Source organism: Enterococcus sp. DIV0086 (assembly GCF_050498705.1).
Lineage (GTDB): Bacteria > Bacillota > Bacilli > Lactobacillales > Enterococcaceae > Enterococcus > Enterococcus faecalis.
The window spans coordinates 327,658-348,953 of sequence record NZ_JBNIDN010000002.1 but is presented as its reverse complement, the minus strand read 5'-3'; the positions used below and the strand labels follow the sequence as shown (position 1 = coordinate 348,953).

The 21,296-nt window shown below is 34.7% G+C and carries 13 protein-coding genes and 8 pseudogenes; 9 read left to right on the top strand and 12 right to left on the bottom strand.

All coding sequences use genetic code 11. The features are described from left to right. Nucleotides 1-262 precede the first annotated feature (262 nt). The 5 genes and pseudogenes from IGI63_RS15805 to IGI63_RS15785 form a co-directional block, all read right to left on the bottom strand. On the bottom strand, nt 263-988 hold the full coding sequence (locus IGI63_RS15805; RefSeq protein ID WP_429976260.1) for a hypothetical protein: 726 nt from the start codon (nt 986-988) through the stop codon (nt 263-265). A 407-nt stretch (nt 989-1,395) separates the two neighbouring features. Then, nucleotides 1,396-1,893: a hypothetical protein gene (locus IGI63_RS15800; protein ID WP_429976259.1), complete on the bottom strand. Its 498-nt coding sequence runs from the start codon at nt 1,891-1,893 to the stop codon at nt 1,396-1,398. Between the two features lie 257 nt (nt 1,894-2,150). After that, on the bottom strand, nt 2,151-2,273 hold the full coding sequence (locus IGI63_RS15795) for a putative holin-like toxin (protein ID WP_429976258.1): 123 nt from the start codon (nt 2,271-2,273) through the stop codon (nt 2,151-2,153). A gap of 372 nt (nt 2,274-2,645) precedes the next feature. Then, entirely contained in the window at nt 2,646-3,398 is a 753-nt protein-coding gene (locus IGI63_RS15790) for a DNA-methyltransferase (protein ID WP_429976257.1), read from the bottom strand. Between the two features lie 131 nt (nt 3,399-3,529). Then, nucleotides 3,530-4,468, bottom strand: a pseudogene (locus IGI63_RS15785) (DNA cytosine methyltransferase); the annotation flags it as partial. A gap of 80 nt (nt 4,469-4,548) precedes the next feature. On the opposite strand from IGI63_RS15785, the gene IGI63_RS15780 reads away from it, so the two are divergent. Both IGI63_RS15780 and IGI63_RS15775 read left to right on the top strand, forming a co-directional pair. Further along, nucleotides 4,549-5,705 (top strand): IS3 family transposase gene (locus tag IGI63_RS15780; RefSeq protein ID WP_429976256.1). Its coding sequence is split into 2 segments (ribosomal slippage): nt 4,549-4,807 and nt 4,807-5,705, totalling 1,158 coding nucleotides; the frame shifts between segments, so codons are not numbered across the junction. Between the two features lie 72 nt (nt 5,706-5,777). Then, a pseudogene (locus IGI63_RS15775) lies at nt 5,778-6,005 on the top strand (DDE-type integrase/transposase/recombinase); the annotation flags it as partial. A gap of 21 nt (nt 6,006-6,026) precedes the next feature. Here the strand turns inward: IGI63_RS15775 and IGI63_RS15770 are convergent. From IGI63_RS15770 to IGI63_RS15750, 5 genes and pseudogenes are all read right to left on the bottom strand, one after another. After that, on the bottom strand, nt 6,027-6,932 hold the full coding sequence (locus tag IGI63_RS15770) for a LysR family transcriptional regulator (protein ID WP_429976255.1): 906 nt from the start codon (nt 6,930-6,932) through the stop codon (nt 6,027-6,029). Between the two features lie 14 nt (nt 6,933-6,946). Next, on the bottom strand, nt 6,947-7,501 hold the full coding sequence (locus IGI63_RS15765; protein ID WP_429976312.1) for a UbiX family flavin prenyltransferase: 555 nt from the start codon (nt 7,499-7,501) through the stop codon (nt 6,947-6,949). A 116-nt stretch (nt 7,502-7,617) separates the two neighbouring features. Next, on the bottom strand, nt 7,618-8,334 hold the full coding sequence (locus tag IGI63_RS15760) for a DUF554 domain-containing protein (RefSeq protein ID WP_429976254.1): 717 nt from the start codon (nt 8,332-8,334) through the stop codon (nt 7,618-7,620). Nucleotides 8,335-8,393: 59 nt separating this feature from the next. After that, on the bottom strand, nt 8,394-9,866 hold the full coding sequence (locus IGI63_RS15755) for a UbiD family decarboxylase (RefSeq protein WP_429976253.1): 1,473 nt from the start codon (nt 9,864-9,866) through the stop codon (nt 8,394-8,396). A 164-nt stretch (nt 9,867-10,030) separates the two neighbouring features. After that, a pseudogene (locus IGI63_RS15750) lies at nt 10,031-10,675 on the bottom strand (IS6 family transposase). 80 nt (nt 10,676-10,755) lie between these two features. On the opposite strand from IGI63_RS15750, the pseudogene IGI63_RS15745 reads away from it, so the two are divergent. Next, nucleotides 10,756-10,893, top strand: a pseudogene (locus tag IGI63_RS15745) (ISL3 family transposase); the annotation flags it as partial. A 90-nt stretch (nt 10,894-10,983) separates the two neighbouring features. On the opposite strand, the gene IGI63_RS15740 reads toward IGI63_RS15745, so the two are convergent. Beyond that, nucleotides 10,984-12,222: a peptidoglycan bridge formation glycyltransferase FemA/FemB family protein gene (locus IGI63_RS15740; RefSeq protein ID WP_429976252.1), complete on the bottom strand. Its 1,239-nt coding sequence runs from the start codon at nt 12,220-12,222 to the stop codon at nt 10,984-10,986. A gap of 1,524 nt (nt 12,223-13,746) precedes the next feature. On the opposite strand from IGI63_RS15740, the pseudogene IGI63_RS15735 reads away from it, so the two are divergent. From IGI63_RS15735 to IGI63_RS15720, 4 genes and pseudogenes are all read left to right on the top strand, one after another. Beyond that, a pseudogene (locus IGI63_RS15735) lies at nt 13,747-13,932 on the top strand (DDE-type integrase/transposase/recombinase); the annotation flags it as partial. A 224-nt stretch (nt 13,933-14,156) separates the two neighbouring features. Continuing rightward, nucleotides 14,157-14,435, top strand: coding sequence for a hypothetical protein (locus tag IGI63_RS15730; RefSeq protein ID WP_429976251.1), 279 nt, complete (start codon nt 14,157-14,159; stop codon nt 14,433-14,435). 673 nt (nt 14,436-15,108) lie between these two features. Continuing rightward, nucleotides 15,109-15,171: pseudogene (locus tag IGI63_RS15725) on the top strand (cysteine-rich KTR domain-containing protein); the annotation flags it as partial. Between the two features lie 106 nt (nt 15,172-15,277). After that, nucleotides 15,278-15,919: pseudogene (locus IGI63_RS15720) on the top strand (DDE-type integrase/transposase/recombinase). Nucleotides 15,920-16,001: 82 nt separating this feature from the next. Here IGI63_RS15720 and IGI63_RS15715 read toward each other — a convergent pair. After that, nucleotides 16,002-18,992 (bottom strand): YhgE/Pip family protein, encoded by a 2,991-nt coding sequence (locus IGI63_RS15715; RefSeq protein WP_429976250.1) that lies wholly within the window; start codon nt 18,990-18,992, stop codon nt 16,002-16,004. A 136-nt stretch (nt 18,993-19,128) separates the two neighbouring features. Between IGI63_RS15715 and IGI63_RS15710 the strand changes: the two genes are divergently transcribed. Continuing rightward, entirely contained in the window at nt 19,129-19,749 is a 621-nt protein-coding gene (locus tag IGI63_RS15710) for a TetR/AcrR family transcriptional regulator (protein ID WP_429976249.1), read from the top strand. 422 nt (nt 19,750-20,171) lie between these two features. Beyond that, nucleotides 20,172-20,840, top strand: a pseudogene (locus tag IGI63_RS15705) (transposase); the annotation flags it as partial. Nucleotides 20,841-21,296: the final 456 nt, after the last annotated feature.

The window sequence follows — 21,296 nt, the reverse complement described above, 5'->3', positions numbered from 1 at the left end:
TTAATGAACACTAAAGGATTTCTCAATTATTTCTGAGTGAGTTTAAAGTGACTACATGTTTATATTTTGAGCCATTTAAAAATTGAAAAAATTTGCTGTTTAAAAAGAAAGTGGCAGTAAACTACATCAAGAAATAATTTCGTGATCAAAGACTCTTAAGTTTCTGACCTGCTTGTTTTTAGTTAGCAATATAACACAACTAGCTCGTGTCATATTCAACGTACCATGACAGTACTCGAAGAACCGTTTAAAAAGATTTGGTCTACTCTTTACCTTTAACCCAAGCTTCCGTTTCAACTACTCTATAATTGCTCGCCACAATGTATTCATAAGGTAGGCTTTCTATAATGTTAGGAATATCGCGTACTTTTATTACTTCCGTTCCGTTAAATTTTGTAGAAACAATAAAGAATTCTATTTCTTCATTGTAATCATTAAGAAGTTGTAACATATCTTTATCTTTACTAAAAACATAGTGATCAAAAATTTTGGGTTCCCCATGATTGACATCTGATACAGAGATTACTTCAGCCATTGATAATGCACTTTCTTCATTGTATTCTATTAAAAATATTCCATGAGTTTTATTACCCTTGTAAGTTTTTAATTTTTGAATATGAGTATCTATGTTTTTCTTACACGACTTTAATAGGTTTTCTTTTGAATGATTATTGGAATACGGTAAAATATGTCTAACAAAAGTATCTTCATCGCTCAGCCCTTCTTTTATCTCTTTACTTCGGCTCTCGAACATTCTTTGTCTTTTTATATGCTCGGCTCCTTTTTTCTTACTTTCGGTAGAAGAAGTGACTAAAAAAAGTTCCAAAAAACCATCAGGCATTATAAAGTCGGGAAAGTCATTTGGTTTTGGATTGTGTGTAAGCGCGTCTAACATTTCGATTATATACTTTGAGTTGTTATTCAATTCTTCTTTTACTTTTTTCAAAATTTTACATTCGTGTTTTGTTTGTTGTTCTTCATTATTCATTTTCTTAAACTATTCTCCTGTCTTTTTTTTTAATATTATGCTTTTACTTTATTTTACACATAATCTTACTCCACAACAAATTGTTAAATTAGCATTATTAAATGTAAAAATTGAGTATACTCATATTTTACACAAATAAGGCATACTCTAGTGACCCAAGTATTGCAAAACGAAACTGAAATTGAGACGGGTTATGAGAAAAAATGAAAAGAGAGCTGTGCGTCTAACACAACTCTCTTACGTAGAACCGTTTAAGACGGTGACTTTGTTTAGTTAATTATAAAAAATAACCGAACTCGTCAAAGTTGACGGTTATTTTTTTTTGTCGTTTTTAACGGAAAAAAAACTTACAAAAAATTTTTGACAGACCCAAAGACATAAAAATAGACTTTACTGCGTCAACTTTTTTAAGTTTCTGCCCTTTGTTTTTGTGACCTTTCAACATTTATTTTTCTAGAAATTAAATTTAAAACTATAGTTCTAGATAAAATGCTTACACTTCCAGTTACTAAGAGAATGATAACAAAATCTCTTAATTCTGGTTGTATAACATAATGTATCAAAATTCCGTATACGACTACACGTATATAATTATTAGCTATTTTGAATAATACTGGTACTCTAAAATAAATATATATATTCATTCCTAGATAACTTAAAGCAATAACGATTATCATAAAAACTTTTAAGTAACCATTCAAAGGTAATATATGCGATTGTAATAAGACAGCTATATCTTTAATACTACCTGCAGATTCAAGAGTTTCGGAAGAGACTTTTTCAAAAGAAAAAACGACTCCAAACATAATAAAAAATGTTAATTCAGGAAATGAAAGAGCAAGCAATCCAATTAGAATAACTGCAATAAAAAAATACACTGTTCCTAAAATAATTAAATAAGTCAATCGTACGCCTCCTTTCATATAATCAAAAAAAATATAACGTTACACAACAATATTTTTATATTAGCTTCTTCTTTATACTTTTTCTTATAAATTTATACGAATTTACTTCCCTGATAGTTTTTTTTTATAATACATGCTATAATACTTATGAAAAGAGAGATATGCGTTCACATATCCCTCTAGTGTAGAGCCGTTAATAACGGTGACAAATAGTTAAATTTGAAATGACCGTCTAACTGACCAAAGTTAAACAGCGGTCATTTCTTTTTGTCTTCTTTTAGCACTTTCACAATCAAACTGATTAAAGCAATGGTAAACACACCAAAACCTAAAATCGTCTGAATTGTTTCATATGCAGACAAAGGCTGTACTCCTTTCATTAGATTTCAGTAATACGCTCATACGCATCACCCCATTTCTAATTGGATTACCGCCACCGCTTTAACTTTTCTACTTCTTAAGTATATCATAATAAGCATAGAAACCCTAGATGTAATAGGCTTTCTATGCTCTCTTCATCCTTCTTTATTTAACCCTTTTTTCGGTCACATCACCTTGTATGATTCAAATACCAAATCCGTAATTTTTGGCCCTCTTCTTGTACTTTTTCTAATATTTGAAGATACTTGGCTTGGTTATCCTGTTTGAACCTATCATGACTAAAGTCATGATGGGTTCAAACTCCTGTTGACGTTTTTTCTGTAAAAATGAAAAATATTAACATAGTATATGCTTAGTTTATCCACTATCTTCTAGAATAAAGAAACTTGTGTACAATTTTCCTTTATGCGATCAAGTGATTGTTTATAATAGTCCAAATTTGTTTCAAAACCGATAAATTTCCGATCGGTGTTTAGACAAGCAATGGCTGTCGTCCCACTCCCCATGCAATTATCTAGAACAATCTCCCTTGGTTTCGTATAAGTTTTTACCAGAAATTCCAGTAAAGCAACCGGTTTTTGCGTGGGGTGGAACGTATGCTTTGTTTCTTTTGGAAACTTCAATACATGATTCGGATACCCCGTCATCGTTTGTATATATTCTTTTCCAGATAAGGCACCATCATGTGCATAGATATTTTCTTTCGTCTCCTTTCGAATCGCTTTCTTTGATTGCTTTAGTGCGACTAGTCCTTGTGGGTAATAGCTCGGTGTCCCTTTTGAAAACACTGAAATTGTTTCAACGCAGCGCATCGGTTGTGTTTTCGCAAAGGTAAAGCCTGTGACATTGTTTTTCAGCCAATACCAGTCGTATTTATACTGAGAAAGGTTACTAGTACGTAAAGCCGTTGAAAAAGGTTCTGCACCAAATAGAACGATTGGACTATTTTCTTTCGTTACACGTAAATAAGCAGCCCATAGCTCTTTCCATGGCAATACCGAATCCCAAGAACAAGCTGTCGTCCCATAAGGTAAATCAGAAATAATTGCATCGATAGACGCATCGGGTAATTTTTTCATTCCTTCTAAACAATCTTCAAAATAAATCGTATTTTCTTCCATCATAAGAAATTTCTCCTCATGATCTAGGCCTAAATCGTTTTTAATTTTTCAAGTCTTGATATACCTAGTTTACAGAAGAGATCATTTAGAAAGTGCGTATAGAATACCACTATTTCGTTTGAGAAACGTTTAGTTTACAAGCGTTTCGCAATGTCATAGATAACCGCTACCGTTACCGAATTTCCTGCTTGTTTGTACAACTGACTATCGGACATAGTCTGTTTATAGTTACAATGGTAATGGTCCAACTGATTAGCAATAATCCTTCTTGCAATCGCTCTACTGCCGAACTTTGCAGCCAAAAAAGCTTCATCTGGAAAAGCTTGCAGTCGCCAACACTCCAGTGGTGTCAACTTTCTTATCTGAAAGTCTTCCATCACAACCGCTTGTTGTTCACTCGTTACTAACGTATGTGCGTGTTGTCTTCCCACACGTCCTCTACGTTTTGTAGAGTTTGGAAAAGCAAAGTTGATACTATCGCCTGGGTTTGCTTGAGTATATCCCTTTTTTGTTGCTTCTCTTACAAGAATTTTAGGCTCTTGCCCGCCCCCACCCATTGTCGTGAGTGTAGGAGAAATACCGTCTGTAGAAACGATAAAAGAAGCTGAACGATAGCCACCATCTAGATTTCCTTCTACAATAATTCCATGCCTATCTTGTGCAGTTAGAGTAAACATTTCTTCGCCATTTTCTTTACATCTTCGTCCGTTTTGACGAACTTTTTGCTTGTCAGGTGCTAAAATTGGGATGGCAATTTTACTTCCTTCCCCATGATTACAGGTAAGGGTTGGACTAACTGCTTCTGAAGAATAGACATTGCCGTTCATTCCTTTTGCACTAGGATTCACATTACCAACAACAATCTGTTTTGGATTGGTTATCCCTGCACTGTTTATTTCTGCTGATTCTTGATCAACTACGCTTTCTTCTCCGGTGATGGGAAATATTTTGTTGGTACATTCGCCTCTAAGACGTCCGATAATAAAGACACGTTCTCGATTTTGTGCGACGTAATTCTTGCTGTTAAGCAGTTGCCATTCCACGTCATACCCCAATTCATCCAGGGTTCGCAATGCATGTATGCTAATAAAGTAGACAGACTTTCTGCTATACTATCAATTAAATAGACACTCATTTAGAAAGGATTTTTATTATGGTAGACAAACGAAAAATACCCCGTAAATTTGATGAAGAGTTTAAGCAATCCATTGTTAAACTATATGAAAGCGGCAAATCTCAGAACGCTCTTGCCACTGAATATGGCATTGCCATATCCACTATTGCTCGTTGGGTAAAACAATATTCTGAAGTGAAAATTGATGATGGGACGATCCTTACGGCTCGACAAATTCAACAATTACAAAAAAGAAATGCCCAACTAGAGGAAGAAAATCTAATCTTAAAAAAAGCGATTGCCATATTCACGCCACGCTCCACGAACGACTAGAGGCTATCCATATCCTTCGTTATGAACATGCCATTGTTACATTATGCAGAGTTCTTAAAGTTAATCGTTCAACTTATTACAAGCATTTTTCAGAGAATGTTGCCCCTAGAACATTGGAAAATCAACAAATTCGAAAAAATATTTTAGAAATTTACACGACTTCTCAAAAACGAGTAGGTCCGGCAAAAATTCAACGAATGCTTTCCCGTGACTATGGCTTACGCATCAGTATTGGTCGAGTATATCGACTAATGAAAACGATGGATTTACCTAAAATGTCTACCTCTAAACCTGTTTTTAAGCGGTCAAAAAAGCAGGTTTCTTTCGAACGACCAAATCACTTAAAACAAGCGTTCAATCCACCTGCTCCAAACCAAGTTTGGACAAGTGACTTTTCCTATATTCCCATAGGGAATATATCTTTTGTTTATCTTTGTATCATTCTTGACTTATTTTCTAGAAAAGTGATTGCTTGGTCTGTGAGTCACAAAATAGATACTCTACTGGCTATTTCGACGGTAGAAAAAGCGATTCAATCACGAAGACCAACTGCACCGGTCCTTTTTCATACAGACCAAGGTTCCCAATATACCTCTTTAGAATTTAGAAGATACTTAGAAGATCGACCACTTGTTCATTCTTTATCTAAACCTGGTTATCCCTGGGATAACGCAGTAACGGAAGCTTTTTTCAAATATATGAAAAAGGAAGAACTGAACCGTCGGAAATTATCTTCGCTTCAAGAAGTACAACTTTCTTGCTTTGAATATATCGAAGGATTTTACAATACCCAACGACCTCATGGAACATTAAACATGCTTACTCCTAACGAAAAGGAGGAAAAATACTTTGAAAATCTTTAAGTATCTACTCTTTTTGTGTCTACTTTATTGACAATCATCCAATCAAAAAAATTACAAAAAGCTGGTCAATAAACTAAGAATAAGCATCGAACAGTGAAGTATCTCAACAACTTGATTGAGCAAAATCATCGTCCAAGTAAGCGTCGAAATAAATTTCATCAACATCTTCGAACTGCTTCTGCCACGATTAAAGGGTTGGAAGCCATTCGAGGCATATACAAGAAAAGCCGAAAAGAAGGGACTCTTTTTGGCTTTTCCATCTGTACAGAAATAAAAGTTTCACTGGGTATTCCAGCTTAATCGGAGCTTTAGATAAGTCACTCACACTTCTTTTCTTAACTTTGCAACAGAACTCGATAATATATAATTAGATATAAGTTTAATTTGCTGTAGTTGCCAACATTTATTAGGAACAGCGAGTACCAGTCTACTACTTTGTTTCGGTGACAATTTGATTGTACACACATCCGGCGTCAAAAATGGTCGTACAGATTTGTACATTAATATTGAAATGGTCTCTGTATGCTTTATTAAAGACAATATGGTCTCAATACGGGTATTAGTGCTTTTCACATTCAATCTGATTCCTTTTTTATTGCAGATTTCAAATACTTTTCGATAAATTCCTGACTGGGGGACTAATAGCACAAGCGGAGCATCTTTTAAATCAAAAAAGGTCAGTTGTTTTGCTTTGGCAAGGGTATGGGTAATCGGAGCAACCACACATAATTCATCTTCCGCTAAGAAATAATTTGTCGTCAAGTTATCCGGTAAGGTCTCTTCTCTGATTATACCAATGTCCACACTCCCTTCCTTCATGCGTTCGATGATGCAATCACTCTCCTCCTCAATTATATCCACTTGGATCTGTGGGAATTTACTCATGAAACCTGCCAACACCTCTATCAAGTCATACTGAGAGAGAACGGGAATTGAAGCCAATGTAACCTTGCATGAACTTTCCCAATTAAATTGTTCCATTTCTATTTTCATTTGCTGATAATTTTCCAGAATTTTTTTGGCATATTCTAAAAAGGTTTCCCCTTCTGATGTTAAGGTAGTCGCTTTTAAGGTACGGTGAAAGAGAATTACTCCAACCTCATCTTCAAGATGCTTTATTTGTTTTGAAAGTGAAGATTGTGATATCAAAAGATTCTCAGCAGCTCTTGAAAAATTTTGTTCTCGACATATTTCCATGAAATATTCTAATTGATCTGTTGTTATCATTCGATACACTTCTTTCAATCAAGGTAACGTTTACCTTTATCGTGAATTCCAACCTGATCTAAAAGCCTCATCACTAAGTGAGAGACAATGTCATCTATTGTTTCAGGATTATTATAAAATGCCGGCATTGGAGGAACGATTCGTACCCCCATCTCAGCTAGCTTTAGCATATTTCTCAAATGTATTTCATTCAAAGGCGTCTCCCTTGGAGATACTATTAGAGGGCGCTTCTCTTTCAGAAAAACATCCCCGGTTCTATTAATCAACGAGTCTGTAAACCCATAGGCTAATCCGCTGAGTGTCTTCATGCTGCAAGGAACGATGAACATCGCGTCGAACACTTGGGAACCACTAGCCATTACAGCCCCTAAATCATCATTATCATAGTAGGCATCTACCTGAGATATTAAGTCACTCCAAGAAAGAGTCGATTCCAATTCAATGTTTACTTTCCCATACTCACTGATAATCAAATGCACCTCTACTCCATGTGCTCTTAATGCTTTAATCAGCTTTATTCCGTAAATACTCCCAGTTGCACCCGTGATACCAACTACGGCTCTTTTCATATCTCCACCAGCCTTTCCGGATTTTCTAAATTTGATTTCAATCATTGGCAAACAAAATTCTTTTAATAGCTAGCAGTTGCTCTTCTAAAAAACGCTCCTCCTTATTCAAATTTCTATCACATAAAAGCAGTCCAGAGGCTAGATATAAACATTACTATCACCAATGACGGTAACATATTCGCAATTGGGAAAGACTTTATGCCGCTGATTCTCAAACCTGTTACCAACATGATGATGCCTCCACAAGCAGAAAAATCAGCGATCAAATTAGGAGTAGTCAAGGGCATAATGACTCCCGCTAAAAAAAACAGGCCAAACAAAACAATAAATTGAGGTATAACTGCGGTGGTTACAATATACCCAAGTGCAGTCGCAAATATGGCAGCGGTAAAAAAATCTAGGAAGCTTTTTGATATCAATATAGAAGGGTCCCCTGTTATCCCCTCGTTTAAAGCGCCAAATATACCTGTTCCACTTGCACTAAACAGCACAACGATGCCTATAAATTTCTCCATGAATGACTCCTCAGATTCAATTGATTCTGTTTTAGGAAAAATTCTCTGTATGGGGAATTGTATTTTCTTTGCACACCACTCAATTCCCTTTTCTAGTTTACATAATTCTCCAATCGCACTTCCCAACAGCAATGCTAAAATAACCGGCGGTAACATATGGACTTTTACAATTAATGAGATTCCCATACCCATAGAAGCTGCTCCAAAAACCAAAGGTAAATTTGTTCTAAGTCGTTCAGGTATTCTATTACCCAGAAAGGCGCCCAGTAAAGCGCCTAACAGGGTAGCCGTACAGTTTATAATTGGCCCTATCGGCATTATTCCCACTCCGTTTCATTCTTATAGCACAACCTATTATCTAGACAGCCATACATGTTTTAATTTAGATATTTTTTATAATCCATTTCTTTGAATTTTGCTCGTTGAAACCGATCTTTTTGATCATAAGGAACAGTACAATCAAAAATCACTTTACATGAAATTCCAACATCTCGTAATAACGGATTATAAAGAGGATTTTGGGTTGGATCTAACGGATGACATCTGACACCCGGAATAAAGACAGTATCAATATCTCCTTGGTAACGAGTATTCATTGCCCACATCACATCGCTACTGTCAAATGGGTCGACATCCTCATCAACCAATATGACGTGTTTAAGTTCTGAAAAAGCAGAGAAAGCTACCAGAGCTGCTTGTCTTTGACGCCCCTCATCACTCGGTATCCCTTTTTTAAATTGTAAAATGGCCATATACTTTCCACCGCCAGAAGGATGAGAATAAACATTTTGTAGTCGTCCGGGCATTGCTTTATCAATCATCTGAATAATACTGGCTTCTGTTGGAATCCCTGCTAAATTAACATGTTCTTCGCTAGGACCTATAACTGTTTGCAAGATCGGATTTTTTCTGTGTGTAACAGCCTTTATTTTAATAACAGGAACTTCTTCTTGGGCCGGTCCAGTATAGCCAGGAAATTCTGGCATTGCTTTACCCGTATCGGTATTCTTATCCTCTCTCACTCTAACATTGGGCAAAATTTCGCCTTCAAGAACAAATTCCGCATTGGCGATTGCTTTTTCATTAATTGTTAAGCAATCTACCAATTCCACAGGTTGCTGACGGATACTTCCGGCAACAGCCAATTCATTGTACCCTAATGGAGTTGTCGGTGGTTCAAAGCATGCGCCAATCTCAATTGCCGGATCAACCCCGATACTGATTGAAACAGGCATTGGCTTATCTGCATTTTCATACTTATCAAAGAACGTTCCTAAATGGCGTCCACCAGGAACAATATACATGGTTAGTTCATCTCTCCCTTGTACGCACAACCGGTGAATCGTTATATCTGATTCTTTCGTTTCTAAATCGGAACCATAGACCAATCCCATCGTGATATAGGGTCCCGCATCTTCTTCTGTATTCGTGGGAGCAGGAACAATTTTTCTCAAATCAAACTCTGGATCACTTGCAAGATGGACAACTTCTTGACATTGTGCCTCTTCTTTTGACACAGTAATTGGTTGAATAGGATTCATCACCGCGTCAGCAAAGAAACGACCAAGGTGTTCGGGCGATTGATTCAACATAGCCGCTACACGCTCTCGGCTTGCCAATAAGCCAATTAAAACCTTTGTATCAGGATACCCTTCTATTTTATTGAAAATCATTGCTGGTCCCTCTTTGGTCGGCCTCTTAACAGTCCCGCCAGCACCAACATAACGATAAATCCCAGATATTTCAGCACTAGCAGCTACAGGCTCATCCGTACAATGCAATTGACCAGGCATAGATTTTAAAATACTAAGTGCCTCCCTTAACCCAAATGATTCTTTTTTCTCATTCATTGTTTCCACAATCCTTTCTAAGCTGTTATTTTATCTATAGTATAGTGAGGCGCTATCAAGATAGCAATTCAGATTAGGAAAGGCTTGTTTCCCAAAATGAATGAATCATTCGGTTCTGTTGCAAAATTAAGAAAAGAAGTGTGATTGACTTACTAAAGCTTTGATTAAGTTAGAATACCCAGTAAACCTTTTATTTCAGTACAGACGGAAAAGCCAAAAAGAGTCCCTTCTTTTCGGCTTTTCTTGTATATTACTCGAATGGCTTCCATCCCTTTAATCGTGGCTGAAGCCGTTCGAAGATAATGATATAATTTATTTCGACGCTTAATTGGCCGATGATCTTGCTCAATCAAGTTATTGAGATATTTTACTGTTCGATGCTCTGTTTTCGTATATAGACCAACTTTTTGTAGTTTCTTGAAGGCACTACTAATAGAAGGAGCTTTGTCGGTTACTAGAACCTTTGGTTCTCCAAATTGTTTCTTTAGGCGTTTCAAAAAGGCATACCCCGCTTGGGTATCACGCTTTTTACGTAGCCAAATATCTAAAGTCAGTCCATCTGCATCAATTGCTCGGTATAAATAATGCCATTTTCCATGAATAGAAGGACTGCCTATTTTTCTTTTTCCAAATTTGATAGAGAATCTTCCCATATTATTGTACCCAACGATAAATGGTCGTGTGACAAATCTGGGCACCTCGGTCATAGAGAATTGGACGTCACGATAGCTGAGGTTATATCGAAGGTAGTAGCCTACGGCTACAATAATCACGTCTTTCTGAAATTGATTCTCCTTAAAATGATCCATCTTCATTCCTCCAAACTATCATTTTTCTCTATTTTACCTTAAAATGGATTTGTTAGAAACCTTTGCAACAGAACCATTATTCCTATTCGAATAGACAATTGGCGTGTCTAAATAATCATATCAAAGTGTTAAAACAGAATTCCTATGACTTTCGTAACTTTTATAATTTCAAATTGCGGATTTACGTTCAACAAGGACAAACAATACAAACTAAATAAAAAAATCCAGAGGTTTTTATCCTCTGGACCTGTTGCTATTCTACAATTTCTCTTTACCAATATGAATTGACAATGAGCCTTTTAAAATTTTTATTTATTTTTCAACTTTTGGTAGATAGTTTTCATTGCTTGATAAATACTATATTTAAGTGGATTTGCAATTAACAGATAGCTTCCTAACTGCTCTTCGACTTCTCCACCAAACCCTTTCTTAAAATTTAATACACCATCAGAACCATCATAAACACCTTCAATTCCATAAAAATTAAACCAAGTTAATCCTTTGTTAATTGATTGTTTCATCATAACATATTGCAGATAATAAGAAGGTGCTAAAAAATTTTTATATTGCTCATACATGCCACCAAATAAAAACACCATACCTTGAGGCCTATCAATAAATAAACCAACCGCTAAAATTTGTTTTTGATCTTTTTTTTCTAATGGTAAAAATTTTTGTACATCTTCTAAACGTTTTTTTAATGCTATTAACTCTCTTTCAATATTTTTTTTCTGACCACTTTTAGAAACATCGTTACAAATACGCTCATTTTTCTGTTGTAGTCTTTTTAATTTCTTAAAATTTTCTTCTGCATAACTGTTAAAATTTATTTCTACTGCCATATATTTCGCTTGATTTCCAAAAGAATCATATAAATCTTGATAATAACTTAAACCTTTATCATGGAAATTTTGACGACTTGCTGTATGTTGCATGACCTCTTCAAACAATGGTAATTCTTCTCGAGAAAGTTGATGAATTGTCATACCGCTTTTTATAGATTTACTTACTTTGGTTCGAGTAGATGAATGATAAGATTTTAATAAGTCTTTTTCTATGAGTCCTGTTAAATTTTTTTTGAAGATAACTCTTGGATTTTCATTAGTATAGACATGTGTAAATCCATTGTGTTTCAAGCCACATCTAAGTATTAGGTTATGAATAGTCACTTGTGGTTCATCTAGCGGTATGCCTTCAGCCGTTAAATGTTGATAAAAATAATTTGGGGTAACTTTTAATAACAATCCATGGTGCTTTTTAATATACTTTTTTACTTTTAAAAAAAATTCGGTTACTAGTTCATTATCTTTATAATCCATTAACGGACCACCTGAAATAGAATAATAATTACCTATCTTAATAGGTTTATAAGAAATCAATGCAGCAGCAATAATCTTTTGTTCCCTTTTTAAACCAACAAAGATAGTTTTCCATTTTCGTTTTTTTAATAATTGACTCATTTCTAATGATTGTAAATAGGAGCCTTGTGGATGTTTATTGGAAAAAAAATAAAATTCATCGTCTGAAAGTTCTACAAATTCACTCATTTCCTCACCTCTGAATTATAAAAAGTTTTTTACTTTATCTTTTCACAAAATTTTTAAAAGAGGAGTATCCGTGAGAAATGTTTTCAAGTATTTATCAGAGAACTCCATTTATATTTAATTAAAAAAAACTGTTCTGCACACTTTATTATACTGCCGTCTTCTGGACCTGATGCTACATAGCTTCTTTTATCACCATAATAAACATAACTGTAACAAAACTCGCTATTTTTGAGTTATAGTAATTAAGCATATAACTATTAGAATTTTTATCTCCAATCATAACTAATTATATAACCGAATAAAACACGCCAAAATATGCTATCAATCTCATACTCTTAAGTCAACTAATAGTGCACTTCTTATTTTCAATACTAGACCTAGGGGTGTTAAAATTGGTTATAGCAATATTACGCTTAAAATTGACGAATCGATTGATTAAAAATTGTCGCTAATTATTCTGACGAAAGCTTACTTGATGTAAACTAAAAAATTCATATTTGTATATAAAATTATTTATTGTTAGCGCCTTCCTGTTTGTTCGAGACAATATAATTTTCTCAGTTTTTCATGTTAATATTGTAATTTTTTAATTGATATGAATAAATCATTGCTTAATTGATCAAATACTCACAAATACTCTCTAAAATTACTATCATTTAGCACACTAGTCAATGTTCGATTGATTATACGCAACAAACTTTTTATAGATAGATACTAATAAAGTATACATATATATTAATGGTATATTGTCGATAAGTAAACACAATAATGAAAGGAAGAATACCTATGCCAAATTATAAAAAATACGATGAAGACTTAAAAAAGGCTTGATCAATCTTTATCATGGCAGGAAATCACAATTTAGTTTATGCAAAGAATAGGGAGTTTCACAAACAGTTATTTCACGATGGATCAAGCTCTATTCTGAAGTTAAAATGGAATCAGAAGAGCTACTTACTGCTAAGCAAGTGAGAGAACTCCAAAAACAAAAGGCTGCTTTAGAAGAAGAGAACCTTATCTAAAAAAAACGATTGCCATATTCACACCACATGCCACCAACGACTGAGAGCTATTTCCTTACTTCAATCAGAACACACTATTTTTAAGTTATGTCGTGTTAAAAGTCAATCGTAGTAAATTTTATAAATATAACAACAGTAAACTTTCCGCTCGCTTTCTTGAAAATTAAGAACTTAAACGGTTGATTATTCTGATTTACACAGAAACAAACTATCGATTAGGTGCTTCTAAAATACAAATTCTTTTACAACGTGAACATGGTATTTCTATTAGTATCTGTTGAGTATACCATCTAATAAAATCAATGAACTTACCAAAAATGGTGACTGCAAAGCCAAAATTCCGCTATCAAAAACCTACGGTTTCTTTAACTTATCCAAATTTAGTACAGCAACAGTTTAAAACAAGTCAGCCCAATAAAGTATGGACAAGTGACATCTCCTATATTCCAGTAAAAAATGGCTTTGTTTATCTTTGCGTCATTCTTGATCTTTTTCTCGAAAAGTAATTGTCTGGAATGTTTACAATAAAATAATGGCTAGTCTTGTTTGCGATACACTTGAAAAGGCTGTGAATAAAAGAAATCCTACGGCTTCTATCATTTTCCACTCTGATAGAGGCTCTCACTATCTGTCCCATCAGTTACGAAAAATTCAAGAAAAATTAATGATTGTCCCCTCTTATTCCTAAATAGATTATCCACAGGAAAATGCTGTAACTGAATCATTCTTCAAAGGCTCCTATACTAGAAATACGTACTGATTGTTCGCTATAATCTAGTATAGGAGTTTTTTATTATACAAACCCAAAATTCAGCTACGCGGTATTCACAAGAATTTAAAGAATCGATGGTCTCTCTGTTGTTTATCAACTTATCCGAGAATTAGGCATTCAATCAAGAATGATCAAAAAAAATGAAGAATCCTAAAAACTATATCGAAATCTCTCAACGTCTGAACTTAATAAAAAAATTACACGATAAATCAAGTGTTTTATTAACAGATATAACATACACTACAGTGAAAAAGCAGTGGGTTTACTTAACAAGTCTCTATACCCCTGTAACCCGTCGGGTTGAAGCATATAAGATAGGACGGAACATGACAAAAGAATTAGCAACGAGTGTGATTCAACCGAACATCCTAAAAGCATTAGAAATAAAAATTATTCATAGTGATATGGGTAGCCAATAAACAAGTAATTTGTTTGAACGACCGCTCAATCATTGTGAGGTTAAACATTCCTATTCCCGTAAAGGATGCCCTGGAGATAATGCACGCATCGAAAGTTTCTATTCTCTTTTAAAGAGAAAATATGTGAATTCCTAGTCTTTTCAATCGCTTGAAGAAGTCATTATAGGGATTGATCGCTATATCCGCTGATATAATAATAAGCGTATTTCATTGGTTGCTTAAACACCTATAAATAAACGTTCTCACCATTTTTAAAAATTTCACTAAAAACGGTTTTTTGAGCTGTCTTTTATCCAAAAAAAGAATGATTGAAGTTAGATTGGCCTGCTTTATCTATTCATTTTTAATAGAAAGAGTAGGATTGAAAATTATTTTGAAAAGTATTCGTCTTTTTTTGTCCGGAGTTTTGACATAGGAGCCTTATCATACCGAAAGTAAAGGTGTATTCTCCCGCTGTGGTGATGAATACTAACTTGCTTTTACTGGGTGTAGAGGAAATAGAAGCATATGTAAAAGCTATTGTTATTACTGCTTCCTTGTGTATAGTATACATTGTTGTAAGTATTCCGATTATAAACAAGAGACAGCTTTAAGTATGTCTGTAAAGACTATAAAAACATGATGGATGCATTATTCTATTTGACACAACAAAATTCGAACAATAATACGTTAAGATACAGAATTAAAAAACTTCCCTCTTTACTGTCCAAAGTATAAAAAAATTGCCAATGCTTAGCTAAGCAAATGAAAGTCTTACCTGCAGAACATAAATAGAATTTCGTATTCCTCTACTTGATAATACCATAGCTGAGGTTTTCATTATCGGCTATCTCTGTTAAAAGATTTCTTTTTCTGTCTCGGCTGGTTCCATTGCTTCGTACTTTCATTTTGGATTGAGCTATCGTGATTGTGTCCAAATTATGGGTAAATTTAGTATTGGAATCCATCACACCACGAATTATCAATGGAATAAACAATATTATAAGTGCTTTATTATTTATGAAAGAAGCGGGATAAACGTAGAAAATCATCTAAATCTTTGTGAATTGACGAGTCCTATGTTAAAGGAAAGATCAATACCTTTACCACATAATTAATTTCAATGGAAATATGCTAGATATGTGGCTACGCAATCATCGAGATATGATTCTACAAAAATCTTTATTAAGTCAATAATTCATGCGTATGATCAGCCTCGTTTCATCTTGATGGATAAGTATACGCATTCTTTTAAAAGCATTAAAAACTTGAAGGGAGAAGGAATATTAGCGAAAGAGGTAAACTACTGAAAAGTCAAATATCTTAATAATATCTTTGAACATGATCATGGACAAGTGGATACGAAGTTTCCTTATGGCAATAACTTTCAATCCACTTACACGGCCAAAAGCATTGAAATAGTTTCTGCATTATACAAAAAAAGTCGAAGGGAAATTAACCTCTTCGACTTTTTGTCTTGGGATAAATTGAAAATCGATTTATAGTTGCTTAATGAATTGGGTAAAAATTGGTTCTGTCTGTTATTTTTGAAAACTTTGCAACAGAACTAAATTTTGTTTTTTATTATTAAGACCATTCTTCTTCAAAGGCCACAGGATTCTTACGTTTTTTCGTAAAGAACACGATTATCAAGACATTGCTGATAAAAAGTAAGATTAAAAACAGCAATGTTTCTGTAAGCATGGATCCACCGATAGAGATACCTTCACGCAACGCTCGAATCGAATACGTCATCGGTAAGAAAGGATTAACGGCTTGATAAAAGTGTCCACTCAATTCAATCGGGTACGTCCCTCCAGATGCGGCGAGTTGTAAGATCATGAACAGTAGCATGATGAAGGAACCGATTTTTCCTAAAAGTAAATTAAACAGAGTAACAATTGACATAAAGGTAGTAGAAACTAAGATGCTGAATGCTACGACTTTGAGTGGATGCAGGACATCCATTCCCAGCAGTCCCATCAGCGCAGCATCCACAAGTAAGGATTGCATGATGCTGACTACTGCAAGTATTGATGCTTTACTTGCCCACCAAGCTAGACCTGTCGTTGGTTTTTTCGTTGGTTTGAAAGCATCAAAAAGCAGGTTAAAGGAGATTGTTCCGATAAATAAGGCGACAGACATCATGTACGGCGCCATTCCTGTCCCATTGTTTGCTAGTTTGTCTGAATCATTATGAGTGGTGCGAAGCGGCTGAGCGATTGTTTTTGCCCCTGTTTTCCCTGTGTTGATCTGACCGATTTCCTTTGAACCAGATGCTAGTTGATTAATCAATGTGCCTAGACCTGTTCCCATTGTACCTAAGGAATGGGTCACTTGATTTCCACCCACTACTAGTTTCCCGCTGCCCTCAGCGATTTTTTGTGAACCATTTTGAAGCTGTTGCGCACTGGCTAAGAGTTGTCCCCCATTGGCAGTCAATTGTCCAATTCCTTGGCTCAGCTGTTGCGAACCTCCATGTAAGGCAGAAATCCCTGTATTTAATGCTAAAATGTTTTGGTTAAATAGATTCAAACCAGTAGTAACTTGCTGAGCACCCTTGACTAGACTTAATGACTTTTCAGTTAACTGTTCAGTCCCGCTTGTTACTTTTTTCGATCCCTGCACTAATTTTTGGGCGCTACCGGTCAATTCTGGAATATTCTTATTTATAGTAGCTGTTCCTTGGGCGAGTTGATCAGAATTTTTCGAAAGTCTCTGTCCATTTTGGACAAGCTGTTGAGTTCCTTGAGATACACTGTTACTTTCTTCAGCGAGTTTTTGAATACCGTTTGTAAGTGCGGGAATGTTGGTATCTAATTGTCCGACACCGTTATTGACTGCTTGCGCGCTAGGCATTAATTGGTTACCAATGGTAAACATGCCATTAACGATGGTTTTTAACTTTGGGGCAGCTTTTCCACTAGCTTGAGCTAGTTGATCCGCGCCTTGTTTTAATTGACTAATTTGATCGACAGGAATTCCTTGGAGTGCAGATAACGCCGTACTTAGCTTTGTTAGCGATTGTTGCTGTGCAGCAATCTGTTCCGTCAATTGACCTGTATCGATGTTCAACTGATTGACAGCAGTCATCGTTTGGCTATTTTGTGCTTGCATAGTCGAAAGGACGGAAGCCTTTTGTTCTTCGGTCAAAGTAACACCAGTACTAGTCAGATGTGACACGACCGCATTGGCGTTGGTTGCCAAATCAGCCTGATAACTTCTTGTGAGCGCTTGCTTAGTTTCCTCCATTTTTTGCGTAATATTTGAGGCACTAACAGACATAGCTGTGAGCTGATCCGATAGTTCCCTGACCATGTCCGTTAGCTGACCAAGGTTTGATAATCCCGAGAGATCCATTACTCCGAATGCTTGTGATACTTGATAAATATAGCTGTTCACACAATCAGTATAAGCAATCAATTGCCTCTTATCTTCTTCTGATAATTGAACATTTTGTAACCCGGTAACAATTTTTTCAGTTCCTTTATGGAGATTTTTGACTTGTTGAGGTAATTGTTCTATTTGTACAGCTAGTTGTTGTACTCCATCAGAGATTTTTTTAACCCCCGTATTTGCAGAAGTAATACTTGACACATACTGATTGATGCCCTCATTCAAACTGGATGATCCTTTAGTTAATTGCTCTGTATTATTCGACAAAACTGGAAGTTTACTAGCTAACTGTCCAATTCCTGAATCTAGCGCTTGGGGCCCTGCCGCAACAGACCCGACTCCAGAGGTGTATTGATTGATTCCATTGGTCAGTGATATTGAACCCTCTGACAGATAGCTGAAGCCATTTACCAATTCAGGTCCTTTTTCCGCAAGCGTGTTGATTCCTTGAACCAATTTATCGGCACCATTACCCACATGCACCACACCTGCGACATATTGTTGTAGTCCATTCGTCAGAATCTGGCTACCATCAGAAAAGTTTAGCGAACTATTGGATAAAGTCGTCAAATTCTTTGAAATCGTCTGTGTTGCACCCATCAGCTGCTTCGTGCCATCAGATAAATTTTCAACTCCAGCAGTTGCTTTCGCCATTCCTTGCCCAGCATTTCCTAAATTTCTTAATACGGCCTCCGTATACATTCCCGTCACTTCAGTAGAGACTCGATCCTTTAGTTCAGTGATCGCAGAAGCTGACATTTTTGATGCGGTCAGATTCAATCCTTGGGATGTCTGATAGTCAATTGTCATTTGCTTTGGATTTTTACTCAAAAGAGATGTAGCGTCTTTTGAAAAATTTTCTGGAATCATAACGATCATATAATATTTCCCTCTTGTAATCTCCTTTTCGGCCTCCTTGTTAGAAACTAGATGAAAGTCTAAAGGCTTTTTCTTTAACAGATGTTCCGTCACGTCTTTGCCAAGAGCAAGCTCTTTTCCTTGATAATAAACTTGCTTGTCTTGATTCACGATTGCGACAGGTAATTTGTCCAGCTTGCCATATGGATCCCATAACGCACCCAAAAAAATTAAATTGTACAATGCAGGAATACAGATAATTGCACCTACCACTACTAAAAGAAATTTATTTTTTAATAACGAAAACCATTCTGATTGAATCATTTTTTTCCTCTTTCATCCATATTATATTAGAAAATAGTCAACATGTTGATTTTAGTTGCAAAAAAAGTATATAATCATGTTGAAAGAAAAACAACCATCAATTCATAAAAAAGTGTTGATTTGAAAGGAAAAATTTATGGCTAAAAATAATCCAAAAAAATTAAAAACTAAACAAAAAATTTATCAATCACTTATTCAACTATCAAAGCATAAATCTATAAAGGACGTTTCTGTTTCTGAAATTTGTAGAACGGCTTCTATCAACCGCTCCACGTTCTACCTACATTACCAGGATATTTCAGACCTTATTATGGAGTTTCGACAAACAAATATTTATGATTTCATTGATAGTATTAAAGAGAAGAAGAAGCATCCTAATACTATTAACCTAACAAAAAGTCCAACAGTATTTCTTGACTATAAAGATTTGGTTCAAACGATTCATTATGCTCAAAAAGAAAAAGACATTGTCAGAATGCTTTTAGGAAAAAATGGTGATCCAGACTTTGTAGATGAACTAAAAAGTGCGATTCGTAATTTAATCTCCTACCTTTTAAAAGACCACTATCCACAATTAAAAAAAAATTTTCCAAATGTACCAGATGATTACCTTGAAATTATTCTATTTGATACCTCTGCAGAAATTATAATGCATTGGATGGAAAAAGGTATGAAAGAATCTCCGGAAGAAATCAGTGAAATAATTTCCTCTGCACGTATTATTGGTCCACTAATTCTGATCGAAAGTAAAGAGTGATTTACGATTCTTTAATAACGCTGATTAAGTGATGTAAAATATGTAGCCAATTCCATTTTTATCAATATAAAGTCTTTAGATTTTACAGAAAATAATTCAGCAAAATAAATCATTTATAAAAAAACTACACTTAATTAAGCTTTAAATAAACAGCCTACAAAAAAGAAGGCTTTAAGATTAAATTTGTAGACCCATTAAATTTTTTGAAAAACAATTGCAAAAAATGAAGTAACTGATTATGTTTCTCTAGGATCTGTATTTTTAGCTTTGTTCGTTTATTTTAATATAGTTAATTAAGTTATTACTTTTCTTTCAATATTAGTAAAGTCGGTATTTTTACCAACATCTTTTTTGAATCAAAAAAGACACCTAGAAATCCTGTAGAATTAAAGTCGCTGAATTCATTCTAAGGAGGAATCAAGATGTCCTATACTGAGGTTATCAAAGAAACCCTAAATATTCTAGACCTAAATGTTACTTTTGAAGAAAATTGTTTCCGAAAAGATTAAAAAAAAACAAATTTATAAAGTTTATACAGGAAAATTAACTTATTCCCCAGAATCCTGTGAACATTGTAAAAATCATTCCACTATTAATCGCTGGGGTATGACAACCGTTCGGTTGTTACTGAATGAAGTCGCAGAATTTAAAACGTATCTGTAATTGAAAAAAACACGGTTTAAATATCATGCGTGTCAACGGACTTTTGTTGCGGATACAAGCATTGTAGAAAAACACTGTTTCATTAGTCAATCTGTCAAATGGGCCATTACTACACGGTTGAAAGAAAATACTTTCATGACAGGAATCACTTGACAAAGAAATGTTTCATTTTCTTCTGTTTATCGTGTGCTGAAACGCATTTAACAACCGATGAGTCCTTTTAAAACAACCTTACCAACGGTTCATTTAAATCCGTTCGTCATGTTTCTGGCGCCATAAGTTTTATCATTTTAAATGCGCAAACAAGAAAATTATTTGATATTGTTGAAAACCGACAACGTCCTTAGTTAGAACGTTATTTTAATCGTTTTCCATTGTCTGTGCGGGAAAACGTTCAATTTATTGTCATTGACATGTACGCCCCTTTTTATTTATGAGAATTGTTAAATAAAGTATGTGCGTAGAAATTGTACTATGATAAACTTTTTTAACTATCAGTTGCATTATCGAAATTAATTAACTCTATCAAGAAAAACATTTGATAGTAAATTTAAACTGAAGATTTCTAAGAATATCCTTTAGAAAAAGTTAACTATTAGATATAGTATAGAAGTTAAGAAACTTTTGCGAGAGAGGATAAGCTAACTTCAAAGAAAGGTGTTTACACATGTCTCAATGTTATAAAAAAGAATTTAAACAAACAATTTTAGATTTATACAAATCAAAGTAAAAATGTCTATCAATTATCTTTGGTATACGAAGTTAGTTATTCGTCGGTTTTAAAATGGGTTCAAGATCCCATTAAAATTAGTTCTGGCAAAAACATATCTGATAAAAAGAAAGACCTTAAAAATCTGTTAAAAGAAAAAGATGAGGAAATTACC